The organism is Streptomyces sp. NPDC091279, assembly GCF_044757465.1.
Taxonomy (GTDB): domain Bacteria; phylum Actinomycetota; class Actinomycetes; order Streptomycetales; family Streptomycetaceae; genus Streptomyces.
On record NZ_JBIVVA010000004.1, the window covers coordinates 1 to 20025 of the forward strand.

General features: G+C 72.3%; 14 protein-coding genes and 1 pseudogene. 12 read left to right on the plus strand and 3 right to left on the minus strand.

All coding sequences use genetic code 11. From position 1 onward, the window contains the following. Positions 1–2814 precede the first annotated feature (2814 nt). Positions 2815–4254, minus strand: a complete 1440-nt coding sequence (gndA, locus tag ACIQOU_RS10440; RefSeq protein WP_401535830.1) for an NADP-dependent phosphogluconate dehydrogenase — start codon at positions 4252–4254, stop codon at positions 2815–2817. Positions 4255–4548: 294 nt separating this feature from the next. Between gndA and ACIQOU_RS10445 the strand changes: the two genes are divergently transcribed. After that, positions 4549–5778, plus strand: a complete 1230-nt coding sequence (locus ACIQOU_RS10445; protein ID WP_401535831.1) for a transglycosylase family protein — start codon at positions 4549–4551, stop codon at positions 5776–5778. On the opposite strand, the gene ACIQOU_RS10450 is transcribed toward ACIQOU_RS10445, so the two are convergent. Further along, on the minus strand, positions 5768–7030 hold the full coding sequence (locus ACIQOU_RS10450) for a DMT family transporter (RefSeq protein WP_401535832.1): 1263 nt from the start codon (positions 7028–7030) through the stop codon (positions 5768–5770). The two genes, ACIQOU_RS10445 and ACIQOU_RS10450, sit on opposite strands and share 11 nt — an antisense overlap. Before the next feature lie 213 nt (positions 7031–7243). Between ACIQOU_RS10450 and ACIQOU_RS10455 the strand changes: the two genes are divergently transcribed. The 9 genes and pseudogenes from ACIQOU_RS10455 to ACIQOU_RS10495 form a co-directional block, all read left to right on the plus strand. Next, positions 7244–7999 carry a (2Fe-2S)-binding protein gene (locus ACIQOU_RS10455; protein ID WP_401535834.1) on the plus strand — a complete coding sequence of 252 codons (756 nt, stop codon included), beginning with the start codon at positions 7244–7246 and terminating at the stop codon, positions 7997–7999. A 36-nt stretch (positions 8000–8035) separates the two neighbouring features. Beyond that, positions 8036–9187: a glycogen synthase gene (glgA, locus tag ACIQOU_RS10460; protein WP_401535836.1), complete on the plus strand. Its 1152-nt coding sequence runs from the start codon at positions 8036–8038 to the stop codon at positions 9185–9187. A gap of 91 nt (positions 9188–9278) precedes the next feature. Continuing rightward, a complete protein-coding gene (glgC, locus tag ACIQOU_RS10465; RefSeq protein WP_401535838.1) occupies positions 9279–10499 on the plus strand; it encodes a glucose-1-phosphate adenylyltransferase in 1221 nt (406 codons plus the stop codon). A gap of 159 nt (positions 10500–10658) precedes the next feature. Further along, positions 10659–13364: a PA14 domain-containing protein gene (locus ACIQOU_RS10470; protein ID WP_401535839.1), complete on the plus strand. Its 2706-nt coding sequence runs from the start codon at positions 10659–10661 to the stop codon at positions 13362–13364. A gap of 443 nt (positions 13365–13807) precedes the next feature. Next, the gene (locus ACIQOU_RS10475) at positions 13808–15142 is read left to right on the plus strand and encodes a wax ester/triacylglycerol synthase family O-acyltransferase (protein ID WP_401535841.1); all 1335 of its coding nucleotides are present in this window, start codon (positions 13808–13810) and stop codon (positions 15140–15142) included. A gap of 103 nt (positions 15143–15245) precedes the next feature. Further along, positions 15246–16721: an SDR family NAD(P)-dependent oxidoreductase gene (locus ACIQOU_RS10480; RefSeq protein ID WP_401535843.1), complete on the plus strand. Its 1476-nt coding sequence runs from the start codon at positions 15246–15248 to the stop codon at positions 16719–16721. 74 nt (positions 16722–16795) lie between these two features. Continuing rightward, on the plus strand, positions 16796–17038 hold the full coding sequence (locus ACIQOU_RS10485; protein ID WP_401535845.1) for a hypothetical protein: 243 nt from the start codon (positions 16796–16798) through the stop codon (positions 17036–17038). A 194-nt stretch (positions 17039–17232) separates the two neighbouring features. Continuing rightward, positions 17233–17739, plus strand: coding sequence for a DUF6624 domain-containing protein (locus ACIQOU_RS10490; RefSeq protein ID WP_401535847.1), 507 nt, complete (start codon positions 17233–17235; stop codon positions 17737–17739). A gap of 111 nt (positions 17740–17850) precedes the next feature. Beyond that, a pseudogene (locus tag ACIQOU_RS10495) lies at positions 17851–18051 on the plus strand (pyridoxamine 5'-phosphate oxidase family protein); the annotation flags it as partial. 221 nt (positions 18052–18272) lie between these two features. On the opposite strand, the gene ACIQOU_RS10500 reads toward ACIQOU_RS10495, so the two are convergent. Beyond that, positions 18273–18725, minus strand: coding sequence for a hypothetical protein (locus tag ACIQOU_RS10500; protein WP_401535848.1), 453 nt, complete (start codon positions 18723–18725; stop codon positions 18273–18275). A 477-nt stretch (positions 18726–19202) separates the two neighbouring features. On the opposite strand from ACIQOU_RS10500, the gene ACIQOU_RS10505 reads away from it, so the two are divergent. After that, positions 19203–19379, plus strand: coding sequence for a hypothetical protein (locus ACIQOU_RS10505; protein ID WP_401535849.1), 177 nt, complete (start codon positions 19203–19205; stop codon positions 19377–19379). 53 nt (positions 19380–19432) lie between these two features. After that, entirely contained in the window at positions 19433–19915 is a 483-nt protein-coding gene (locus tag ACIQOU_RS10510; RefSeq protein ID WP_401535851.1) for a GNAT family N-acetyltransferase, read from the plus strand. Positions 19916–20025 lie beyond the last annotated feature (110 nt).

Below are 20025 nucleotides of genomic sequence, written 5' to 3' on the forward strand. Positions count from 1 at the left end.
GACGACACCTCACGAGCCCGGTGACACCACCCCCCAGGTCATGCCTTCGACAGGGGGACACAGTCATACCGGGCCCGGAGGCCAGCGGCCCTCTTACAGGACCGCGAAAAACATAACGGGGGCAGAGGCTGACAGTTGGGCCGAGTGGGCCGGTTCGGAGGCTTAGACCGAGTGAGCCGGTCCAATGAGCTGGGGCGGACGGCCAGCCCGAATTGGCCGATTCGAGGCGCAGGGCCTGATAGTTGGGCCGAGTGGGCCGGTTCGGGCGCCTAGACCGAGTGAGCCGGTTCAGCGAGCCGGCGTGGACGGCCAGTCCGAGTGAGCCGGACGCTCAACCTAAGTGAGCCGGTTCGAGCCGGGTGGGCTAGCGGGCCGATTCGAGGCGGAGGGCCTGATAGTTGGGCCGAGTGGGCCGGTTCGGAGGACTAGACCGAGTGAGCCAGGTCGCGCGACTGGGCTGAGTGCGCCGGGCAGAGCGCGCCGGGTCGATCGCCCAGTCCAAGTGAGGCGGATCGCGCAGCCGGACAGAGTAGGCCGAGCTGAGCGGCTCGCGTCGAGCAGACCGGAGCGGACGCCCAGCCAGAGTGAGGCGCCAATGGTCCAGCTGGCCAGGCCAAGCCAGGCAGGTTTGGGTTTGGTGGGCCGGGACGTTCAACACGAGTGGGTTGGGTTGAGCGGCCGGGTTGAGCGTGCAATGGTCGGCCCCAGTCTGAGTGAGCCGGGTCAGCCAGCCAGGTCGAGCGGGCCAGGGCCGAACCTCATCCCGAGTGAGCTGCGCCGGGCGGCTGTGTCGAGTGGGCCGCCTACGACGCCCGGCCCGAGCGAGCGGGTCCGAGTGGCCGGTGGAGCGGGTCGGCGCCGAACCCCAGCCCTAGCGAGCCGGGCCGTGTGGCCGGAACGAGAGGGCCAGAGCCGAACCCCACTCCGAGCGACCCGGTCCGAGTGGCCGGATCGAGTCGGCCAGAGCCGAACCCATCCCGAGTGACCAAATCCGGACGTTCAGATCAAGTAAGCCAACACCGCCCCCAGCCCGAACTGCTCCCAGCCCGATTGACCCCAGCCCAACAGCCCGCACAAGCGGGCCAACCCGACTGACCCGAGGCGATCGACTGAGCCAGGACGATCGAGTGGGCCGGGGTGGACTGCCCCGAGGCGAGTTGGCCGGGATGAACCCGCCCTCGGGATGAGCCCGCTCCCGGAACCGCCCTCGGGATGAGCCCGCCCCCGAAACCGCCCCAGGATGACCCGCCCCCGAACGCCCAGCCCATGCACCGGACCCGGCCCCCATAACACCCCCCACCCCCTCCGCACCCCCGGTGAACCAGGCGGGCCCCCGCTGTCATGCATCGGGATGAGTCAGGGCGCGGGGTGAGGGTACGCGGGGGAGTAGTCCAGAGCGGACATCCCGACGACACACCGGAGACGCAGATGAGCGAGCCGTACCCCGCCCCCGTTCCGCCCGGACCGACACCCGGCCCGGCACCGACCCCGGACCCGTATCCGTCGCCGGGACCCGAGCCCGCACCGCCCGGTCCCGCGCCGACCCCGCAACCGCCGCCGCGCCCCGCACCGGTACCGCCGACCCCGGAGCCCGCCCCGCCGGGTCCCGCGCCGACCCCGAATCCCAACCCCGATACGGGCCCGCCGCTGACCTGAGCGCCCTTGTCACGCGGAACGGTGTGTGGACGCCCGCCCGGGTATCCGCACACCGCTCCCGGCACGGGCCCGCCGCTGACCTGAGCGCCCTTGTCACGTGGAACGCTGTTGGATGCCCACCCGGGTATCCGCACCGCGCCCCTGGCGTGGGCCCACCGCTGACCCGAGCGCACCGTCGCGAGTAACGGTGTTGGACGCCGCACAGGTATCCGCACCCCGCTACTGGCACGGGCCCGCCGCCGACTTGAGCGGCCTCGTCACACGAAACGGTGCTGGATGCCCGCCTGGGTATCCAGCACCGTGCCCCGTCACAGTCCCGCTGCTGATCTGAGCGCGTCGTCGCCCGGACCGGCGTTGGACGTCCGCGCAGGCATCCGCACCCCGCCCCCGGCAAAGTCCCGCCCCTGACCTGGGCACCCCGCCGTGCGGAACGGCGTCGGACGCTCGCCCGGGTATCCGCGCCCCACTCCCCGCACGGGCCCGCCGCCGACTTGATCGGCCCCCTCACGCGGAACGGCACTGGACGCCCGCCCGGGCATCCGCACGCGCCCCGGCACAGTTCCGCTGCTGATCTGAGCGCCCCGTCGCCCGGACCGGCGCCGCACGCCCGCCCAGGCATCCGCACTCCACTCCCGCACAGTCCCGCCCCTGACCTGAGCGCCCCGCTGCACGGAAGGGCGTCGGACGCTCGCCCGGGTATCCGCGCCCCGACTCCCCGCATGGGCCCACCGCCGACTTGAGCGCCCCGCCGTACGGAACGGCACTGGACGCCCGCCCGGGCATCCGCCCCCCCGCCCCCGCCCCAGTCCCGCCGCCGACCTGAGTACCCCGCCGCACGGAACGGCACTGCACGCCCGCCCAGGCATCCGCCCCCCGCCCTCGCCCCAGTCCCGCCCCTGACCTGAACACCCCGCCACGCAGAACGGCGCCGCCCGCCCAGGCATCCGCCCCCCGCCCCGGCGCAGTCCGCCGCCGACCTGAGCGCCCCGCCGTACGGAACGGCATAGGACGCCCGCCCAGGCATCCGCCCCCCCCCGGCCCAGGCACGGGCCGCCCCGACACACCCCCCCGCCGGCCTCACCGCCCCGGCACGCGGAACGGCGGTGGATGCCTCATCTGGCATCCACCGCCGTTCCGCGCATCCGCTGCGCGGTGCCGTTACGCGGGGACCTCCGTGCGGTCGCCGCCCCACAGGGTGTGGAAGGAACCCTCGCGGTCGGTGCGGCGGTAGGTGTGGGCGCCGAAGAAGTCGCGCTGGCCCTGGGTCAGCGCGGCCGGCAGGCGCTCCGCGCGCAGGCCGTCGTAGTAGGCGAGGGCCGCCGCGAAGCCCGGCGTCGCCACACCCTGACGGGTCGCGGCGATCAGGACCTCACGCCAGTCGTCCTGGGCGTCCGCGATCTCCCGCGCGAACGTCTCGTCCGACAGCAGGCTCGGCAGGTCGGGCCGGGCGTCGTAGGCGGCGCGAATCCGGTCCAGGAACGCGGCCCGGATGATGCAGCCACCCCGCCAGATCGAGGAGACCGCACCGAGGTCGATGTTCCAGTCGTACTCGTCGCTGCCCGCAGCGATCTCGTGGAAGCCCTGCGTGTACGACACGATCTTCGACGCGTACAGCGCCTGCTCGACCCGGTCCGCGAAGGCCGCCGCCTCCGCCTCGCCCAGCGCGGTGGGCGTCGGCCCGGCCAGGTCACGGGACGCCTCGCGCAGCGCCGCGTGCCCGGAGAGCGAGCGGGCGAACACCGCCTCGGCGATGCCGGAGACCGGGACGCCGAGGTCGAGGGCGATCTGCACGGTCCAGCGGCCGGTGCCCTTCTGCTCGGCCTGGTCGACCACCACGTCGACGAACGGCTTGCCGGTGTCCGCGTCCACGTGGGACAGCACCTCGGCGGTGATCTCGATCAGGTAGGAGTCGAGGCGCCCGGTGTTCCAGGTGCGGAAGATGCCCGCGATCTGGGCCGGGGTGTATCCGGCCACGTCCCGCAGCAGCTGGTAGGCCTCGCCGATCAGCTGCATGTCGGCGTACTCGATGCCGTTGTGGACCATCTTCACGAAGTGCCCGGCGCCGTCGGGGCCGACGTGCGTCACGCAGGGCGCCCCGTCGGCCGCCTTCGCGGAGATCTTCTCCAGCATCGGGCCCAGCGAGTCGTAGGACTCGGAGGGGCCGCCCGGCATGATGCTCGGTCCGTTCAGCGCGCCCTCCTCGCCGCCGGAGACGCCCATGCCGACGAAGTGGATGCCCTGCTCGCGCAGTTCACGTTCCCGGCGGCGGGTGTCGGCGAAGTGCGCGTTGCCGCCGTCGATGATCATGTCGCCGGTCTCAAGCAGCGGCGCGAACTCCTGGATCACCGCATCGGTCGGCTCGCCCGCCTTGACCATGACGACCAGCCGCCTCGGGCGCTCCAGCGCCGCCACGAACTCCTTGGCGGTCTCGGCCGCGATGAAGTCGCCCTCCTGCCCGAACTCCTCGACCAGAGCGTGCGTCTTCGACGCCGTCCGGTTGTGCAGGGCGACGGTGTATCCGTTGCGCGCGAAATTCCGGGCGAGATTGCGCCCCATCACCGCGAGTCCCGTGACGCCGATCTGGGCTGAAGTGCTCATACGGTTGGCTCCTAGTGCATCCGTCGGCCGGTCACGCCGGTCGACATCGTCAGTATTGCCCCACCGGCCATCCTGTCGTGTCGCTCGACGGGGCGCATGTCCGGGGTACCCGATGTGACACAGGCAGATACGCGCGAACACCCCCTCCCGCCTCACCCTTTTCTCAACTCAGGTGCGTTTCCGGGCACTTGCCGGGGGCCGATGACGTGGGGAGGCCGATTCGCGGTCTTGTCACGGCCGGTCAGGGGCCCTAATTTTGGGCCCTTCCGACGCCTGTCGATGGGGGCTCCAGAGATGGCCGTACGCGGCCGGCACCGCCGGTACCAGCCCAACAGGATCAACCGCGCCTCACTCACGGTCACGGCGGGCGGTGCCGGACTGGCGCTGCCGCTCATCAGCGCGGGCACCGCGCAGGCCGCCGACATCACCACCTGGAACAAGATCGCCGCCTGCGAATCCAGCGGCGACTGGAACATCAACACCGGCAACGACTTCTACGGCGGCCTTCAGTTCACCCGCTCGACGTGGGCGGCGTACGGCGGCACCGCGTACGCGTCCCGCGCGGATCTGGCCACCAAGGACCAGCAGATCGCCGTTGCCGAGAAGGTGCTGGACGCTCAGGGGCCCGGTGCCTGGCCGGTGTGCTCGGCGCGGGCCGGACTGACCCGCGGCGACGCCACCCCGGACGTCCACCCGCAGGGCACCACCACCGAGCAGGTCGCCCAGAAGAACCAGCGAACTCAGCAGCCCCAGGCGGCTCAGCAAGCTCAGCAGGCGCGTAAGTCCTCCGTGCGGGACGTGCAGCCGCAGACCACGCCCCAGTCGCGGGCCGGGACCGCCGAGATGTACACGGTCGTGCACGGCGACAGCCTCTCCCGGATCGCCGAGGCCAAGGACGTCGACGGCGGCTGGCGGGGCCTCTACGCCGGGAACCGGACGACCATCGGCGCGGACCCCGACCTGATCCTGCCGGGCCAGCGGCTCGACCTGCACGGCAAGGCCACCTCGGCGCCCAAGTCCCCGCAGAAGAAGGCCAAGAAGCCGCAGAAGGCCCAGAAGGCCGAGAAGCCGGAGGTGAAGGAGCAGGAGAAGAAGAAGGCCGCGCCCGCCTCTTCCGGTCACGCGCTCGTCGCCCCGGTCGGCGGCTCCATCGGCACCCCGTACCACGCCTCGGGCTCCTCCTGGTCGAAGGGCTACCACACCGGCGTCGACTTCCCCGTGCCCACCGGTACGTCCGTGCAGGCGGTCGCCAGGGGCGAGGTCGTCAGCGCGGGGTGGGGCGGCTCCTACGGCTACCAGGTGGTCATCCGGCACGCCGACGGCCGTTACTCGCAGTACGCGCACCTCTCGGCCATCTCGGTGCGGGCCGGGCAGAGCGTGGGACAGGGGCAGCGGATCGGGCGTTCCGGCGCCACCGGGAACGTCACGGGCCCGCATCTGCACTTCGAGGTGCGGACCGGGCCCGCCTTCGGTTCCGACGTCGACCCTCTCGCGTACCTGCGCGCCGGCGGCGTCAGGATCTGACGCGTACCCGGTGCCGGTCGGTGGGCGGCACCGGCGGGAGGTAGGTGCCGCCGTAGAGCGGCCCGTAGAAGCGGAAGCGCCGGTGGTCGGGGACATCGTCGACGAACGGGTCGTCGTGCTCGTCGTCGAACGACGGTGTCCCGGGCCCCGGACGACCGGCCGCCGTGTGTTCCACGGCCGTACCGGACTCCGCGTCCCGCCCGTTCGCCCTGGCCGCGCGGGCCGGGACGAGCACCTCTGAGGGCAGCTCCGCCCGGATCTCGTCGCGGATCACCTCCCCACCCCGCCCCGGAGGTGTCCCGGGAAGCCGCTCGGCGGCCGGTGCCGTCGACTGGTCCGGGAGCCCGGGCAGCAGTGTCCCGGTGGACCCGGGGACGGTCAGGGCGTCGTCGTTCGCCGTCTCCGACCGGGTCCCTGCCTCCGTGCGCTGGATGCGTTCCGTGGTGAGCAGGATCAGGCCGCCCGCCGCGACCACCGCGCAGCTCAGGGCGAGCGCCGTGCCCGTGGAGCCGTACCGGAAGGTCTCGCCGAACATCGTGATGCCGACCGCGGCCGCCACCACCGGGTTCACGACCGTCAGTGTGGCCAGCGGGGCCGCGAGGCCCGCGCCCCGGTAGGCGGCCTGCGAGAGCAGCATGCCGGCCGTGGCGAAGACGCCTATCAGGGCCAGGGACGGCAGGTCCGCCGTGGCCACCCCGCCGGTCCAGTCGATCGCGACGGTCTTGGTGAACACCGAGGACATGCCGAAGGCGATGCCGGAACCGGTCGCCAGCAGCATGCTGCGCACCGCCGGATGCCGGTGGGCCGCCCGGCCCGCGATCATCAACGCCAGCACCGCGCCGCCGCTCACCACCGCCACCAGGACCCGCTGGACCGTGCTCAGCGAGAGCCCGTCGGAGGTGCCGACCAGGGCCAGCAGACCGGCGAGACCCACGGTCGCCATGACCGCCCCGCGCCAGGCCGTGGCCCCCGCCCGGCGGCCCACGAACAGCGCGGCCATCGGCAGCGCGCACACGATCGTCAGCGCACCGAGCGGCTGCACCAGGCTCAGCGGGCCGTAGGCCAGCGCGACCACGTGCAACAGCCCGCCCAGGCCGTTCAGCGCGACCGCCGCCCACCAGATCGGGCGGCGCAGCGGCGCGAACTGCTGCCCCGGCGAGTCCACCGCGACCTGCTCCTGGACGATCGCCCCGCCCGCGTACGCCACGGCGGACACGAACGACAGGAGCACGGACAACGCGAGGGCGCTCATGAGCGGCAGCTCCTCTGCGAGGGACAGGGGCGGTGACCCCGGCGCGGCGAACGTTCGGCCTTCATGAACAACACGATGCCCTCTCCCGCTGTTCCCGTCGTCAGCCCTGAGCAGGCAATGTGTCCTACTGCCGATGTAGTAGCGATCGGGCGCCGTCCTCCCCAGGTCGGGTGGACACGGGTGGAGATCCCTCCGTGTCATCGCCCGGAGGCCTTGGTACTACTGCTCTTCGTGGACCTCGACCCCGAACTCACCGCGCTGGCACCGCTCGGCGCCTTCTTCGTACTACCCACGGGCGCGGCCGCGACCACGTCGCTGCCGACGTTGGCCGACACCTACGCGCACCGGACGTCGGATGTTTACGGCGATCCCCTGGATTTCCGGGTCCGTAAGGTCGCCGACGCGCTGCACGCCCCCGAGCCGAGGATCGCCGCCTCGATCGCCCAGCAGGGCCTCGCCGCCCGCCTCTGGTCGGTGGCCCTCGGCAGCGCCGTTCTGTACGGCCGTATCCCCGATCTGGAGCCCGGGCTGCTGTGCTGGGACCCTGACGGCAGCGCCCCCGACGACCTGCGGCTGACCGAGCTGCGCCCGCTGCCGGGGGACGCGGCGCAGCTCGCGGACACCGTCCTGCACGGTCACCTCGAACCGCTGGCGGCGGCGCTGCACGCCCGTTTCCGGGTGGCGCCCGGGCTGCTGTGGGGCAACGCCGGTTCGGCGCTGGCCGGGGCGGCCCGGCAGCTGCACCGCTGGGCGCGCCCGCACGGCCGCACCGACGTCGCCGCCCGCACCCGCGCCCTCACCGTCCGCCTCTTCGCGCATCCCCTGCTGGCCGGTTCCGGCACCCTCACCGGTACGGAGTTCCGGCGCCGCAGCTGCTGCCTCTACTACCGGGTGCCCGGCGGCGGGCTCTGCGGGGACTGCTGCTTCACCCGGCCCCCGGGCCCTTCCGCGCACGGCGCATCTGGGTGACCATGAGGGAACTGCCGAGACACCAGGGGGCGACCGGTGCGCGTGGGACTGCTGACCCGGGAGTACCCGCCGGACGTGTACGGCGGCGCGGGCGTCCATGTGGAGTTCCTCGCACGGGAGTTGACCCCGCTGGTCGACCTGGAGGTGCACTGCTGGGGCGAGGGCCGCGGGGTCGGCGTCCGGCGTCACCGCTCCTGGGCCGCCCTCGACACGGCCAACGACGCGCTGCGCACCTTCTCCGTGGACCTCGCCATGGCCGCCGGACTCGAAGGCCGTGACCTCGTCCACTCGCACACCTGGTACGCCAACCTCGCCGGTCACTTCGGCAAGCTGCTGCACGGCATCCCGCATGTGATGACCGCCCACTCCCTGGAGCCGCTGCGGCCCTGGAAGGCCGAGCAACTCGGCGGTGGATACGCCCTGTCGAGCTGGGCCGAGCGCACCGCGATCGAGTCGGCCGACGCGGTGATCGCCGTCTCGGGGGCCATGCGCGAGGACATCCTCGCCAGTTACCCGGCGCTGGACCCGGCCCGGGTGCGGGTCGTGCACAACGGCATCGACACCACCCTCTACCGCCCCGACCCGCGCACCGACGTCCTGGACCGCCTCGGCCTGGACCGGGGCCGCCCCTACGTGCTGTTCGTCGGCCGTATCACCCGGCAGAAGGGCGTGCCCCAACTGCTGCGCGCCGTACGGGACATCGACCCGCGCGCCCAGGTCGTGCTGTGTGCCGGCGCCCCGGACACCCCGGAGATCGACCGTGAATTCCGCGCCTTGCAGCAGGAGTTGAGCCGGGTCCGGGAGGGTGTGCACTGGATTCCGCAGATGCTGCCGCGCCCCGAGGTCATCCAACTCCTCACGCACGCCGCCGCGTTCGTCTGCCCGTCGGTCTACGAGCCCCTCGGCATCGTCAACTTGGAGGCGATGGCCTGTGGCACGCCCGTGGTGGCGTCCCGGGTCGGCGGTATCCCGGAGGTCGTCGAGGACGGCGGGACAGGGCTGTTGGTGGAGCCCGGCGACGGTTTCGAGGCCGGGCTCACCCGGGCCCTCGACACCGTTCTCGGTGATCCGGAGGGTGCCCGGCGGATGGGTGAGGCCGGACGGGCGCGCGCGGTGGGGGAGTTCGGCTGGGACGCGGTCGCCCGGCGGACGGTCCGGCTCTACGAGGAGGTTCTCGGGCAGGGGTAGCGGAAGCCGGGCGGGTCTCGAACAGGCTTACTCCGTACGGCTCCAGGGCAGGCATGGGGAACCAGGGGTGACCAGGGTGAGGGGAGCGGCCGTGCGTCGTGGTGGACCTTCGGTACTCGGGATCGTACTGGCGGGCGGGGAGGGCAAGCGTCTGATGCCCCTCACCGCGGACCGCGCGAAACCAGCGGTGACCTTCGGCGGCACCTACCGCCTCGTCGACTTCGTCCTGTCCAACCTCGTCAACGCCGACATCCTGCGCATCTGCGTGCTGACGCAGTACAAGTCGCACTCGCTGGACCGGCACATCACCACCACCTGGCGGATGTCCAGTCTGCTCGGCAACTACGTCACCCCCGTCCCCGCGCAGCAACGGCTCGGCCCCCGCTGGTACTTGGGCAGCGCCGACGCGATCCTCCAGTCCCTGAACCTGGTCCACGACGAACAGCCCGAGTACGTCGCGGTGTTCGGCGCCGACCACGTGTACCGGATGGACCCGCGCCAGATGCTCACCCAGCACGTGGAGAGCGGGGCCGGGGTGACGGTGGCGGGGATACGCGTGCCGCGCGAGGAGTCGTCGTCGTTCGGCGTGATCACCCCCGGCTCCGACGGACAGTCCGTGGAACGGTTCCTGGAGAAGCCGCCCGACCCGCCCGGGCTGCCGGGCGACCCGGAGCGGGTGTTCGCGTCGATGGGCAACTACCTCTTCACCACGAAGGTGTTGATCGAGGCGCTGCACCGGGACGCGGAGGACGCGCGGTCCGTGCACGACATGGGCGGTTCGATCCTGCCCCAGCTCACCGACCGGGGCGAGGCCGGGCTGTACGACTTCAGCGCCAACCATGTGCCGGGCGAGACCAGTGGGGACCAGGGCTACTGGCGGGACGTCGGCACCCTCGACGCGTACTACGACGCCCACATGGACCTGATCGCCGAGCGCCCCGCGTTCAACCTGTACAACCGCAGCTGGCCGGTCTACACGCACTCCAACCAGCTCTCGCCCGCCCGGTTCAGCGCGGGCGGCATCGCGGGCGAGTCGATCATCAGCGCGGGCTGCCTGATCCGCGGGCAGGTGATGCGGTCGGTGCTGTCACCGGGGGTCCGGGTCGACCCGGGGGCGGTGGTGCAGGGGTCGATCCTGCACGACAACGTCCGTATCGGCCGGGGCGCGGTGGTGCGCGGCGCGGTGCTGGACAAGAACGTCGAGGTGCCGCCCGGCGCGACCATCGGCGTCAACCCGGAACGGGACGCCGACCTCTACACCGTCTCCCCGGGCGGCGTGATCGCCCTCGGCAAGGGCCGCCTCGTGACGTAGCCGCCGTGGGGACCGTCGTCCACCGTCCGGAAGAACGGCGTCGGCGTGCTCCGCCCTGCCCGCGGGCCTGGCCCGTGAAGGATCTCCCGTGGGTCACGGGACGCCCGGTCACCGGGCCTTTTGTCATGTTCCTGGACAGGGGCCCGGAGCCGTGCTCTGATGCCAACTCCCGTTCCCTGCAACGAGGCAAAGGCCGAAGCAACGAGCCGCCACCCTTCCTCATCCGTCAGTCAAGGAGGATTCGTGCGCATCGGATCACCCGGACCACTCAGGTCACTCAGACAACGCCTCGCCCTGCTGCTCGCAGCCGTACTCGGTGTCGCGGGGCTCAGCGCGACAGTCACCGCGGACGCGGCCGTCAACCCCGTCGAGGTCCATGGCCTCAAGGGCGAGTACTACACCCAATCGGCCCCCGGCGCCTTCGACTTCCACGCGCTCAAGGCGACCGGATTCGACCCGCAACTCGACTTCGACACCCTGGAGCCGCGCTTCACCTCCGCCACCGGACAGTCCGACGACGTCAACGTCCGCTGGACCGGCAAGATCGTCCCCGAGAGGACCGGCGCCACCACCTTCTCCCTGGTCGGCGACAACGGCTTCCGTCTCTGGATCGACGACAGCCTCGTCATCGACCACTGGGTGGACGACTGGGACAGTGAACAGACCTCCCGGCCGGTCGAGTTGACGGCGGGTCAGAGCTACCACATCAAGGTCGAGTACTTCGAGCACTACGGAGGCTCCAACCTCCACCTGCGCTGGACCCCGCCCGGCACCACCAAGTCCGCCGTACCGCAGTCGGCGTTCCGGCTGCCCGACGGCTTCGACTACGGCGGTGCCCTCGCCACCACCGTCCGCGCCGACGGCCGCACCCTCCAACTCGACTTCTCACGGCCCCTGTCCACGCCCCCGGCCGGTGTCACCGACCACCTGGACGCGGTGATCGGCGGCGCCACCTGGCCGCTGGCCGACGCCCGACTCGACCCGGCCGACCCCAGCTCGCTGCTGGTCCGCCTCAAGGAACCCGTCGTCGGCAACAGCACCGGCACGGCACCGGGACTCGCCGACGTACGCTACGACGGCGAAGGCGGCCTCACCCGCGAGGACGGCAACGTTGTCAGCTCCTTCTGGAGCAGCGGCGGCAACCGGTCGACGTACGAGCTGCGCACCCCGTGGGCCGACGACGTCTCCGCCGACAACGCCCATCCCGAGTACCCACGGCCCCAGTTGACCCGCGCCTCCTGGAAGAACCTCAACGGCTCCTGGCAGTTCGCCGCCGCCCGGGCCGGTGAACAGCCGCCGGTGGGGCGGGAGTTGGGCGAGAAGATCCTCGTCCCCTACCCGGTGGAGTCCCAACTGTCGGGCATCGAACGGCACGAGGACCGCATGTGGTACCGGCGCACCTTCACCGTCCCGGCCGACTGGAGGATCGGCACGGCCAAGCGCCTCCGGTTGAACTTCGGCGCCGTCGACTGGCAGGCCGAGGTGTACGTCAACGGCACCGAGGTGGCCCGACACCACGGCGGCTACGACAAGTTCAGCGCCGATGTCACCGACGCCCTCAAGCCGGGCCGCACCCAGGAACTGATCGTCGGCGTCCACGACCCGACGGACGCGGCCGACGGTGAGAACCCGCCGCTCGGCAAGCAGCGCCTGGACCCCAGCGGCATCTGGTACACCCCGTCCTCCGGGATCTGGCAGACCGTGTGGATGGAGCCGGTCGCCGCCGACCACGTCGACTCGCTCAAGCTCACCACCGACGTGACCGCCGGCACCGTGACCGTCCAGCCGCAGGGCGTGCGCTCCGGGCTGCCGGTGACAGTCACCGCCTACGACGGGAAACGCCGGGTGGGCACGGTCACCGGCCGCAGCGGCGGCCCGCTGACGCTGCGCATCCCGGACGCCCGCCTGTGGTCGCCGGACGACCCGTTCCTGTACGACCTGAAGGTGAGCGTCGGCGCCGACCGGGTCGGCAGCTACGTCGGGCTGCGTTCGATCGCCGTCGAGCAGGTGAACGGCGTGCCGCGCACCGTCCTCAACGGCAAGCCCGTCTTCATGATGGCCACCCTCGATCAGGGCTTCTGGCCGGACGGCCTGCACACCGCGCCGACCGACGAGGCCCTCGCGTACGACCTGAAGCTGCACAAGAAGCTGGGCTTCAACGCCGTCCGCAAGCACATCAAGGTGGAACCCGACCGCTGGTTCTACTGGGCCGACCGGCTGGGCCTCATGGTGTGGCAGGACATGCCGGCGATGACCGCGGGGGTGAACCCGTCCGCCGCCTCCCGCGCCGCGTACGAGCGCGAGATGAAGCAGCTGATCGACGAGCACATCAGCAGCCCGTCGGTCGTCATGTGGGTCACCTTCAACGAGGGCTGGGGCCAGTACGACGAGGCCCGCATCGCCGACCAGGCGAAGGCCTGGGACCCGACCCGGCTGGTCAACGGCATGTCCGGCATCAATCTGGGCGTCGACGGCGGCACCGGCGACATCCTCGACGAACACGGCTACCCCAGCCCCGCTCTGCCGCCGAACCCCGACGGCAGACGGGCCCTGGTCAGCGGCGAGTACGGCGGCCTGGGGCTCGCGGTGCCCGGCCACGCCTGGTCGGTGCAGCAGTCCTACGTGGACGTCGACCCCGCGACCTACACGGACGACTACCTCACCAAGCTCGCCGAGGTGCACGCCCTCGCCTGCCGGGGCGGCAACGGCGCCGTCTACACGCAGATCTCGGACGTGGAGGGCGAGTTGAACGGACTGGTCACCTATGACCGCAGGGTCGTCAAGCCCGATGTCCGGCGGATCGACGCGGCCCAGCGGGCGCTGATCGCGGACGCCTCCCGGGCCACCCCGGCCGGCTGCGCCTGAGCCGACCCGGTCCTGGGCGGTCGCGCCTGACCCCGGGCGGCGCCCGACGGCAGCCTCACCGCTGCCGCCGGGCGCCGCCCGTGCCGCGTCCCGCCCGGCCTCCGGGGGCGCGGGCTTCGCGACGCCGTCCGGCAGGGAACGACGTTCGATCGCGACGACGACGAGGTGGCCCCGGCCGTCCCCGGGTCGGCCGGACGGCTGACGTGCCGTGCGCGCCGTGCCGTCCCGGTGGCACGGTCGGCCCGCGCCCGTCGGAGTGGGGCGCCACGGACCGGATGACGCCGCCGGTACCGGGGAGACACCAGACGTCCCATGCGTCCCGTCCGCCCCAGACGAGCGGACGTAATCTGACGTTAACTGAGCGTAGCTTGATCGTACTTGACCGTAATCGACTCGGAGCGCTTGACTGCTTGCTCACCCCGTCGTCGACGCGAGGCAAGCAATTGACTTCCGACCTGCTCGCTCCTCTCGATCTGGCGTTCTGGAACATCGAGTCCGCCGCGCACCCCATGCACCTCGGCGCCCTCGGCGTCTTCGCGGCCCACTCGCCCACCGCCGGCGCCCACGCCGCCGACCTGCTCGCCTCCCGGGCCGCCGCCGTGCCCGGCCTGCGCATGCGGATTCGGGACGTGTGGCAGCCGTTCACCTTCGCGCCCCTCGCCTTCGGCGGCGCCACCCGGGAACCCGACCCGGACTTCGACCCCCTCGCCCACGTCCGGCTGCACGCCCCCACCGCCGACTTCCACGCCGACGCGGGCCGCCTCATGCAGCGCCCGCTGGAACGCGACCGGCCGCCCTGGGAGGCGCATGTGCTGCCCGGCGAGGACGGGGTCTCCTTCGCCGTCCTCTTCAAGTTCCACCACGCCCTCGCCGACGGGCTGCGCGCCCTCACCCTGGCCGCCTCCCTGCTCGACCCCATGGACCTGCCCGCCGCCCGCGCCCGCCCCGAGCCACCGTCGCGCGGTGTGCTGCCCGACGTGCGCAAGTTGCCGGGGCTGGTCAAGGGCGCCCTCTCCGACGTGGGCCGGGCGCTCGACATCGGTGCCTCCGTCGCCGTCTCCGGTCTCGGCGTGCGCTCCTCGGCCGCGCTCACCGCCGAGGCCACCGGCACCCGCCGCACCGCCGGGGTGGTCGTCGACCTCGACGACGTGCACCGCGTCCGCAAGAGCGTCGGCGGCACCGTCAACGACGTCCTCATCGCCGTCGTCGCGGGCGCCCTGCGCCGGTGGCTCGACGAACGCGGCGACGGCAGCGAGGGCGTCGCGCCCCGCGCCCTGATCCCGGTCTCCCGGCGCCGCCCCCGCACCGCGCACCCGCAGGGCAACCGGCTCTCCGGGTACGTGATACGGCTCCCCGTGCACGACCCCGACCCGCTCGGCAGGCTCGGCACCGTGCGCGCCGCCATGGACCGCAACAAGGACGCGGGACCGCAGCGCGGCGCGGGCGCCGTCGCCCTGCTCGCCGACCATCTGCCCCCGCTCGCCCACCGGCTCGGCGGCCCGCTGGTCGGCCAGGCCGCCCGGCTCTGGTTCGACATCCTGGTCACCAGCGTCCCGTTGCCCAGCCTCGGTCTGCGGCTCGGCGGCCACCCCGTCACCGCCGTCTTCCCCTTCGCCCCGCTGGCCCGTGGCCAGTCCCTCGCCGTCGCCGTCTCCACCTACCGGGGCGGCGTCCACTACGGCCTGGTCGCCGACGCGGCGGCCGTGCCCGACCTGGACCGGCTGGCCGCCGCGCTGCGCGAGGAGGTGGCCGCGCTGCTCACCGCCTGCGGCTCCTGACGAGACGGTTTGGTGACAGGGCCCGGCGCTGGCGTAAAATTCCCCGTTCGACAGCGGGTGCGATCCAGGCACCGCGACGGCAGACCAGGGAACGGCAGCGGCCATGACGGTGACAGACAACGGCGCGACGACCACGGAAGAGGTCGTGTTCGGGCCCGGCATCGACCCCGAACGGCTCGCCGTCTGCCTCGACGTGCTGGCGGAGCTCGACGACCTGGAGGTCGACCACCCCGACGCGATCGCCGTGCGCCGGGCCACCGCCGGTATCTACCGCACGGTCAAGCAGCGCCGCCGTCAGGAGCGCCGGGCCTCCAAGACCGCCCACGACAAGGCTGTCACCGAGGCCACCGCGACCGGCTCCGCGCAGCGCATCGACGACGAGACGGAGGGCATCCTGCCGTCGTCGGTCACCGAGGAGGGCCAGATCGCGGGGATACTCCAGCGGCCCCGCTCCTGCTACACCTGCAAGGCCCGCTACGTCGAGGTCGACTACTTCTACCACCAGCTCTGCCAGACGTGCGCCGCCGAGAACCGCGCCCGCCGCGAGGCCCGCACCGACCTCACCGGCAAGCGCGCGCTGCTCACCGGCGGCCGGGCCAAGATCGGCATGTACATCGCCCTGCGGCTGCTGCGCGACGGCGCCCACACGACGATCACCACGCGCTTCCCGAACGACGCGATCCGCCGTTTCAAGGCCCAGCCCGACAGCGCCGACTGGATTCACCGGCTGAAGATCGTCGGCATCGACCTGCGCGACCCGGCCCAGGTCGTCGCCCTCGCCGACTCGGTCGCCGCCGAGGGGCCGCTCGACATCCTGATCAACAACGCGGCGCAGACCGTCCGCCGTTCCCCGCAGGCCTACGGCGAGCTGGTCACCGCCGAGTCCGCGCCGCTGCCCGCCGGTGAGCTGCCCGCCGCCGAGGTGATCGGCACCTTCGGCTCCGGCGCCGTCGCCGCCCTCCCGGTCGCGGGCGGTGGCGCCCTCACCGCGCAGGACGTCACCGACCTCGCCCTGGTCTCCGGATCGGCCTCCCTGGAGCGCATCGCCGCCGGTACCGCCATCGACGCCGGTGGCCTGGTGCCCGACCTGCACGACACCAACAGCTGGATTCAGGCGGTGGAGGAGGTCACGCCCGTCGAACTCCTCGAAGTGCAGCTGTGCAACTCGACGGCGCCGTTCATCCTGATCAGCCGCCTGCGCGCCGCGATGTCCGCGGCCGGGGCCCGCCGGACCTACGTCGTCAACGTCTCCGCCATGGAGGGCGTCTTCGGCCGTGGTTACAAGGGCGCCGGGCACCCGCACACCAACATGGCCAAGGCCGCGCTGAACATGCTCACCCGCACCAGCGCCCAGGAGATGTTCGAGAAGGACCGCATCCTGATGACGGCCGTCGACACCGGCTGGATCACGGACGAGCGCCCGCATCCCGACAAGGTCCGGATGGCCGAGGCGGGCTTCCACGCCCCGCTCGACCTGATCGACGGGGCCGCCCGGGTATACGATCCTATTGTGCGTGGAGAACAGGGCGAGGACCTGTACGGCGTCTTCCTGAAGGACTACGCGCCCGGCAAGTGGTGAGTCGCCGTCCCTGACCGGTGACCCGATGCCGCCCGCGAATCCGGCCCTGCGGAGCAGCCGCGCCGGGAGCAGTCATGGCCAGTCCGGTCGACCCACACCGCATCGATCCGCGCGCCTTCGGTGACGCGCGCAACCACTACCCGACGGACGAACAGTTCTATGGCAACGACCGTCCCGCCGACCGCGTACTGCCGGAGGACCGGCCACGCGGCGGCGTCACGGGCACGGCGGCCCGACACCGCAGCACCTGGACCACGGTGGCCATCGTGGCGGCGATCGTACTGATCGTCCTGGCGGGCATCGCCCTGTTCCCCTGACGGGGCGGTCCCTCACCTAGGGACTCAGGGTGCCCGGCGCGGAGTGGGCAGGAGGACTCCGCCCGGGTACCTGTCCATTGTCCGGGGGCGGGAGGGTCCCTGTCACCGTTCTCCGGGACGATCTTTGCGCCCGCTGTGCGCCTCTAGGGTTGCGGTCGGCAAGCACAACGCACCGACACGACCCGGGAGTTGAAGTGGCGCACGACGTTGCCGCGCTGGCGGCGGAACTCACGGACATGGCCGCGGCCGATCAGCGGTCCTCGGCCCGGGCGAACAGCGATGACCCGGCCGAGCAGCTGGCGTGGCGACGGCTGACCGCGCGCCACGGCGACCGGCTCGGCGAGATCCTGGACGCGTACGGCTGGCCGACGGCGGACCTGGTCGGCGAGGAGGCCGCCCGTGCGGCGTGGCTGATCGCCCAGCACGCCGACCGGCAGCTCGACGTCCAGCGGCGCGCGCTGCGGCTGCTGGGGCAGGCGGTGTCGGCGGGCTTGGCCGGCCCGCGCGAGCTGGCCTTTCTGCACGACCGCACGATGGTCAACGACGGCCGTCAGCAGGTCTACGGCACCCAGATCGCCGGTGTGAAGGACGGGGCGCCGATTCCCTGGCCGTGCGAGGAGCCCGAGCGCATGGACGAACTCCGCGCGGAGGTCGGCATCGAGCCCTTCGACGCCTACGTCTCCCGGTTCGCGACGCCCTGACCCACCCTCCCGAGCGGGCAGGGCCTCGGCCCGGCGGAGTAGGACACCTGTCCGAGGCGGCAGGGCCGCAGGACCGAGGTGTTCCGGCCGGGGTGCGGATGAGATGGGCGCATGACTGATTCCGTGTCCCTGCCGGTGGCCGCCGTCCGCGAGCGCCTGGCCCAGGAGAAGAACGTGTGGCTGTGCACCGTCCGCCCGGACGGGTCGCCCCATGTGACGCCGGTCTGGTTCGTCTTCCTGCACGACACCTGGTGGATCGGCACGGACGAGGGCTCGGTCAAGGTCCGCAACCTCGCGACATCCCCGCGGGTCTCCCTGGCGTTGGAGGACGGCGGGCTTCCGGTCGTGGCCGAAGGGGAGGCGGCGTTGCACCGCGGCCCGTTCCCGACGGACATCGTGGACGCCTTCACCGCGAAGTACGACTGGGACGTCGCCGCCCCACGCACCCCGCACGAGGCCGCGTCCTGCTCGAAGTCCCCGTGGGGCGCTGGCTGTTGGCCGGAACGGCTCAATGACCGTGTGAGCACGGCCCGTCAATCCACCGCCCCCAGCCGGGAGTTGCGGGCCGCGAGGAGTTCCAGGACGGTGCGCCAGTCTTCCAGGACTCCGGCGTCGAAGCCGGTGTGGCGGCACTCCTCGTCGGCGTGGCGGAGGCGGAGGAGGTCGTCGTCGGCGTGGTCGGTGCGGTGGTGGGCGCGGACCAGGCGGGCGACCCGGGTGCCGAGCAGTCCGCGCACGGCGTCGGCCGCGCGGGCGGACGCCGTGACAGGGCTCTCCTCACCCCGGCACAGCAGCGGCCCGATGGCGTGCACCAACCCCGCCACCTGGAGTTCCTTGTCGGCGGGGCGTCTGCGCCGCAGCAGCGCGGCGGTCCGCAGCGCGTGCTCGTGCAGGTCCACCCGGCCGCCGCGCGTACCGGGGGCGTGCCACGAGCCCCGGCACGCGGACAGCAGATCCATCAGCTCTTCGACACTGCGCAGCTCCATGCGCCGGTCCCTTCGCCGGACGAGCCGTTGCCGCGCGTCAGCAGATCATGGCCGCCTTGCGATCCGGCCAACGGCACCTGAACGGTCCGACCCCCGGACCGGGCTCGGGACGTGCGGGCGGAGCCGCCGCTGTGCGCCGTTCGAGTGAACCTGGATCGAGTCGCCCGGCGACCATGACGGGCATAGCATGTCCCCTGATTGCGGGCGGACTTGGGACAGTTACACATTGTTTCCACGCGCTATCGAGCGGACAGCCGCTCATCTGGTTAATGTGGACCGGACGGGCAGAAACACCGGGTTCCATCCACACCCACGTCCGTCCCGGGGCAAGCCGGTGCACAGCGGCCTGCTCGTACGAAAGACCGGCGCCACCGCGTCCGAACTGTTCTCGACCCACCACCCGCAGGGGTGTCACAGGTCGGACCGCGGAAGGGTCCGGCCCGCCCCGAGGGTGACCCGACACATAAGGAGTGCGCGGTGACACCAGAAGAGACGACGACCGACGACGAACGCCCCGAGGAACGCACGGAGCGTTCCGGCCGCCCCGGCGGACAGCTCGGCAGCCTCGACGTGTGGGCCAGGTCGGCCCCGATCCGGCTGGCCGGCTACGAGGACGACCTCGCCGAGCCGCACATCCTGCCCAGCGTGGACTGAGCGCCCCGACCCCTCACGACCGCCGACCGCATGGGCGTGCCAGACTCACGCCCATGCTGATCAGAGGAGCCGCGGCCGACGACTGGCCGCGCATCTGGCCTTTCTGGCACCGGATCGTCTCGGCCAGCGAGACCTACTCCTGGGACCCGGACACCTCCATGGAGGCGGGCCGGGCCCTGTGGATGAACCCCGCCAAGCGCGTCTACGTCGTCGAGGACGAGTCCGGCACCGTCGTCGCCTCGGCCTATGTCACCCCCAACTACGGCGGCCCCGCGGCCCGCACGGCCAACGCCGGTTTCATGGTCGACCCCGACCAGGGCGGCCGGGGCTACGGCCGCGCCCTCGCCGAGCACATCCTCACGGCGGCCACGGCCGACGGCTACCGGGGCATGGTCTTCAACGCCGTCGTCGAGACCAACCCGGCGGTCCGCCTCTGGACGTCCCTCGGCTTCACGATCGTGGGCACGGTCCCGGACGCGTTCGACCATCCACGGCACGGCTGGGTGGGCCTGCACGTGATGCACCGCGCGCTGTAACCGGCGTGCGGGCAAGGGGAGTTGCCCACGCCGGTCGCCGGTCGCCGGTCGCCGGTCGCCGGTCGCCGGTCGCCGGTCGCGGGGCCGGTCCCGGTGTTCAGCGGCTTGAA

Excerpts from the sequence above, each read along its gene's own strand:
- ACIQOU_RS10470 (WP_401535839.1), top strand. The coding sequence starts at position 10,659 with ATGCCAACTCCCGTTCCCTGCAACGAGGCAAAGGCCGAAGCAACGAGC.
- gndA (WP_401535830.1), bottom strand. The coding sequence starts at position 4,254 with ATGAGCACTTCAGCCCAGATCGGCGTCACGGGACTCGCGGTGATGGGG.
- ACIQOU_RS10485 (WP_401535845.1), top strand. The coding sequence starts at position 16,796 with ATGGCCAGTCCGGTCGACCCACACCGCATCGATCCGCGCGCCTTCGGT.
- ACIQOU_RS10450 (WP_401535832.1), bottom strand. The coding sequence starts at position 7,030 with ATGAGCGCCCTCGCGTTGTCCGTGCTCCTGTCGTTCGTGTCCGCCGTG.
- ACIQOU_RS10445 (WP_401535831.1), top strand. The coding sequence starts at position 4,549 with ATGGCCGTACGCGGCCGGCACCGCCGGTACCAGCCCAACAGGATCAAC.
- ACIQOU_RS10510 (WP_401535851.1), top strand. The coding sequence starts at position 19,433 with ATGCTGATCAGAGGAGCCGCGGCCGACGACTGGCCGCGCATCTGGCCT.
- ACIQOU_RS10480 (WP_401535843.1), top strand. The coding sequence starts at position 15,246 with ATGACGGTGACAGACAACGGCGCGACGACCACGGAAGAGGTCGTGTTC.
- ACIQOU_RS10500 (WP_401535848.1), bottom strand. The coding sequence starts at position 18,725 with ATGGAGCTGCGCAGTGTCGAAGAGCTGATGGATCTGCTGTCCGCGTGC.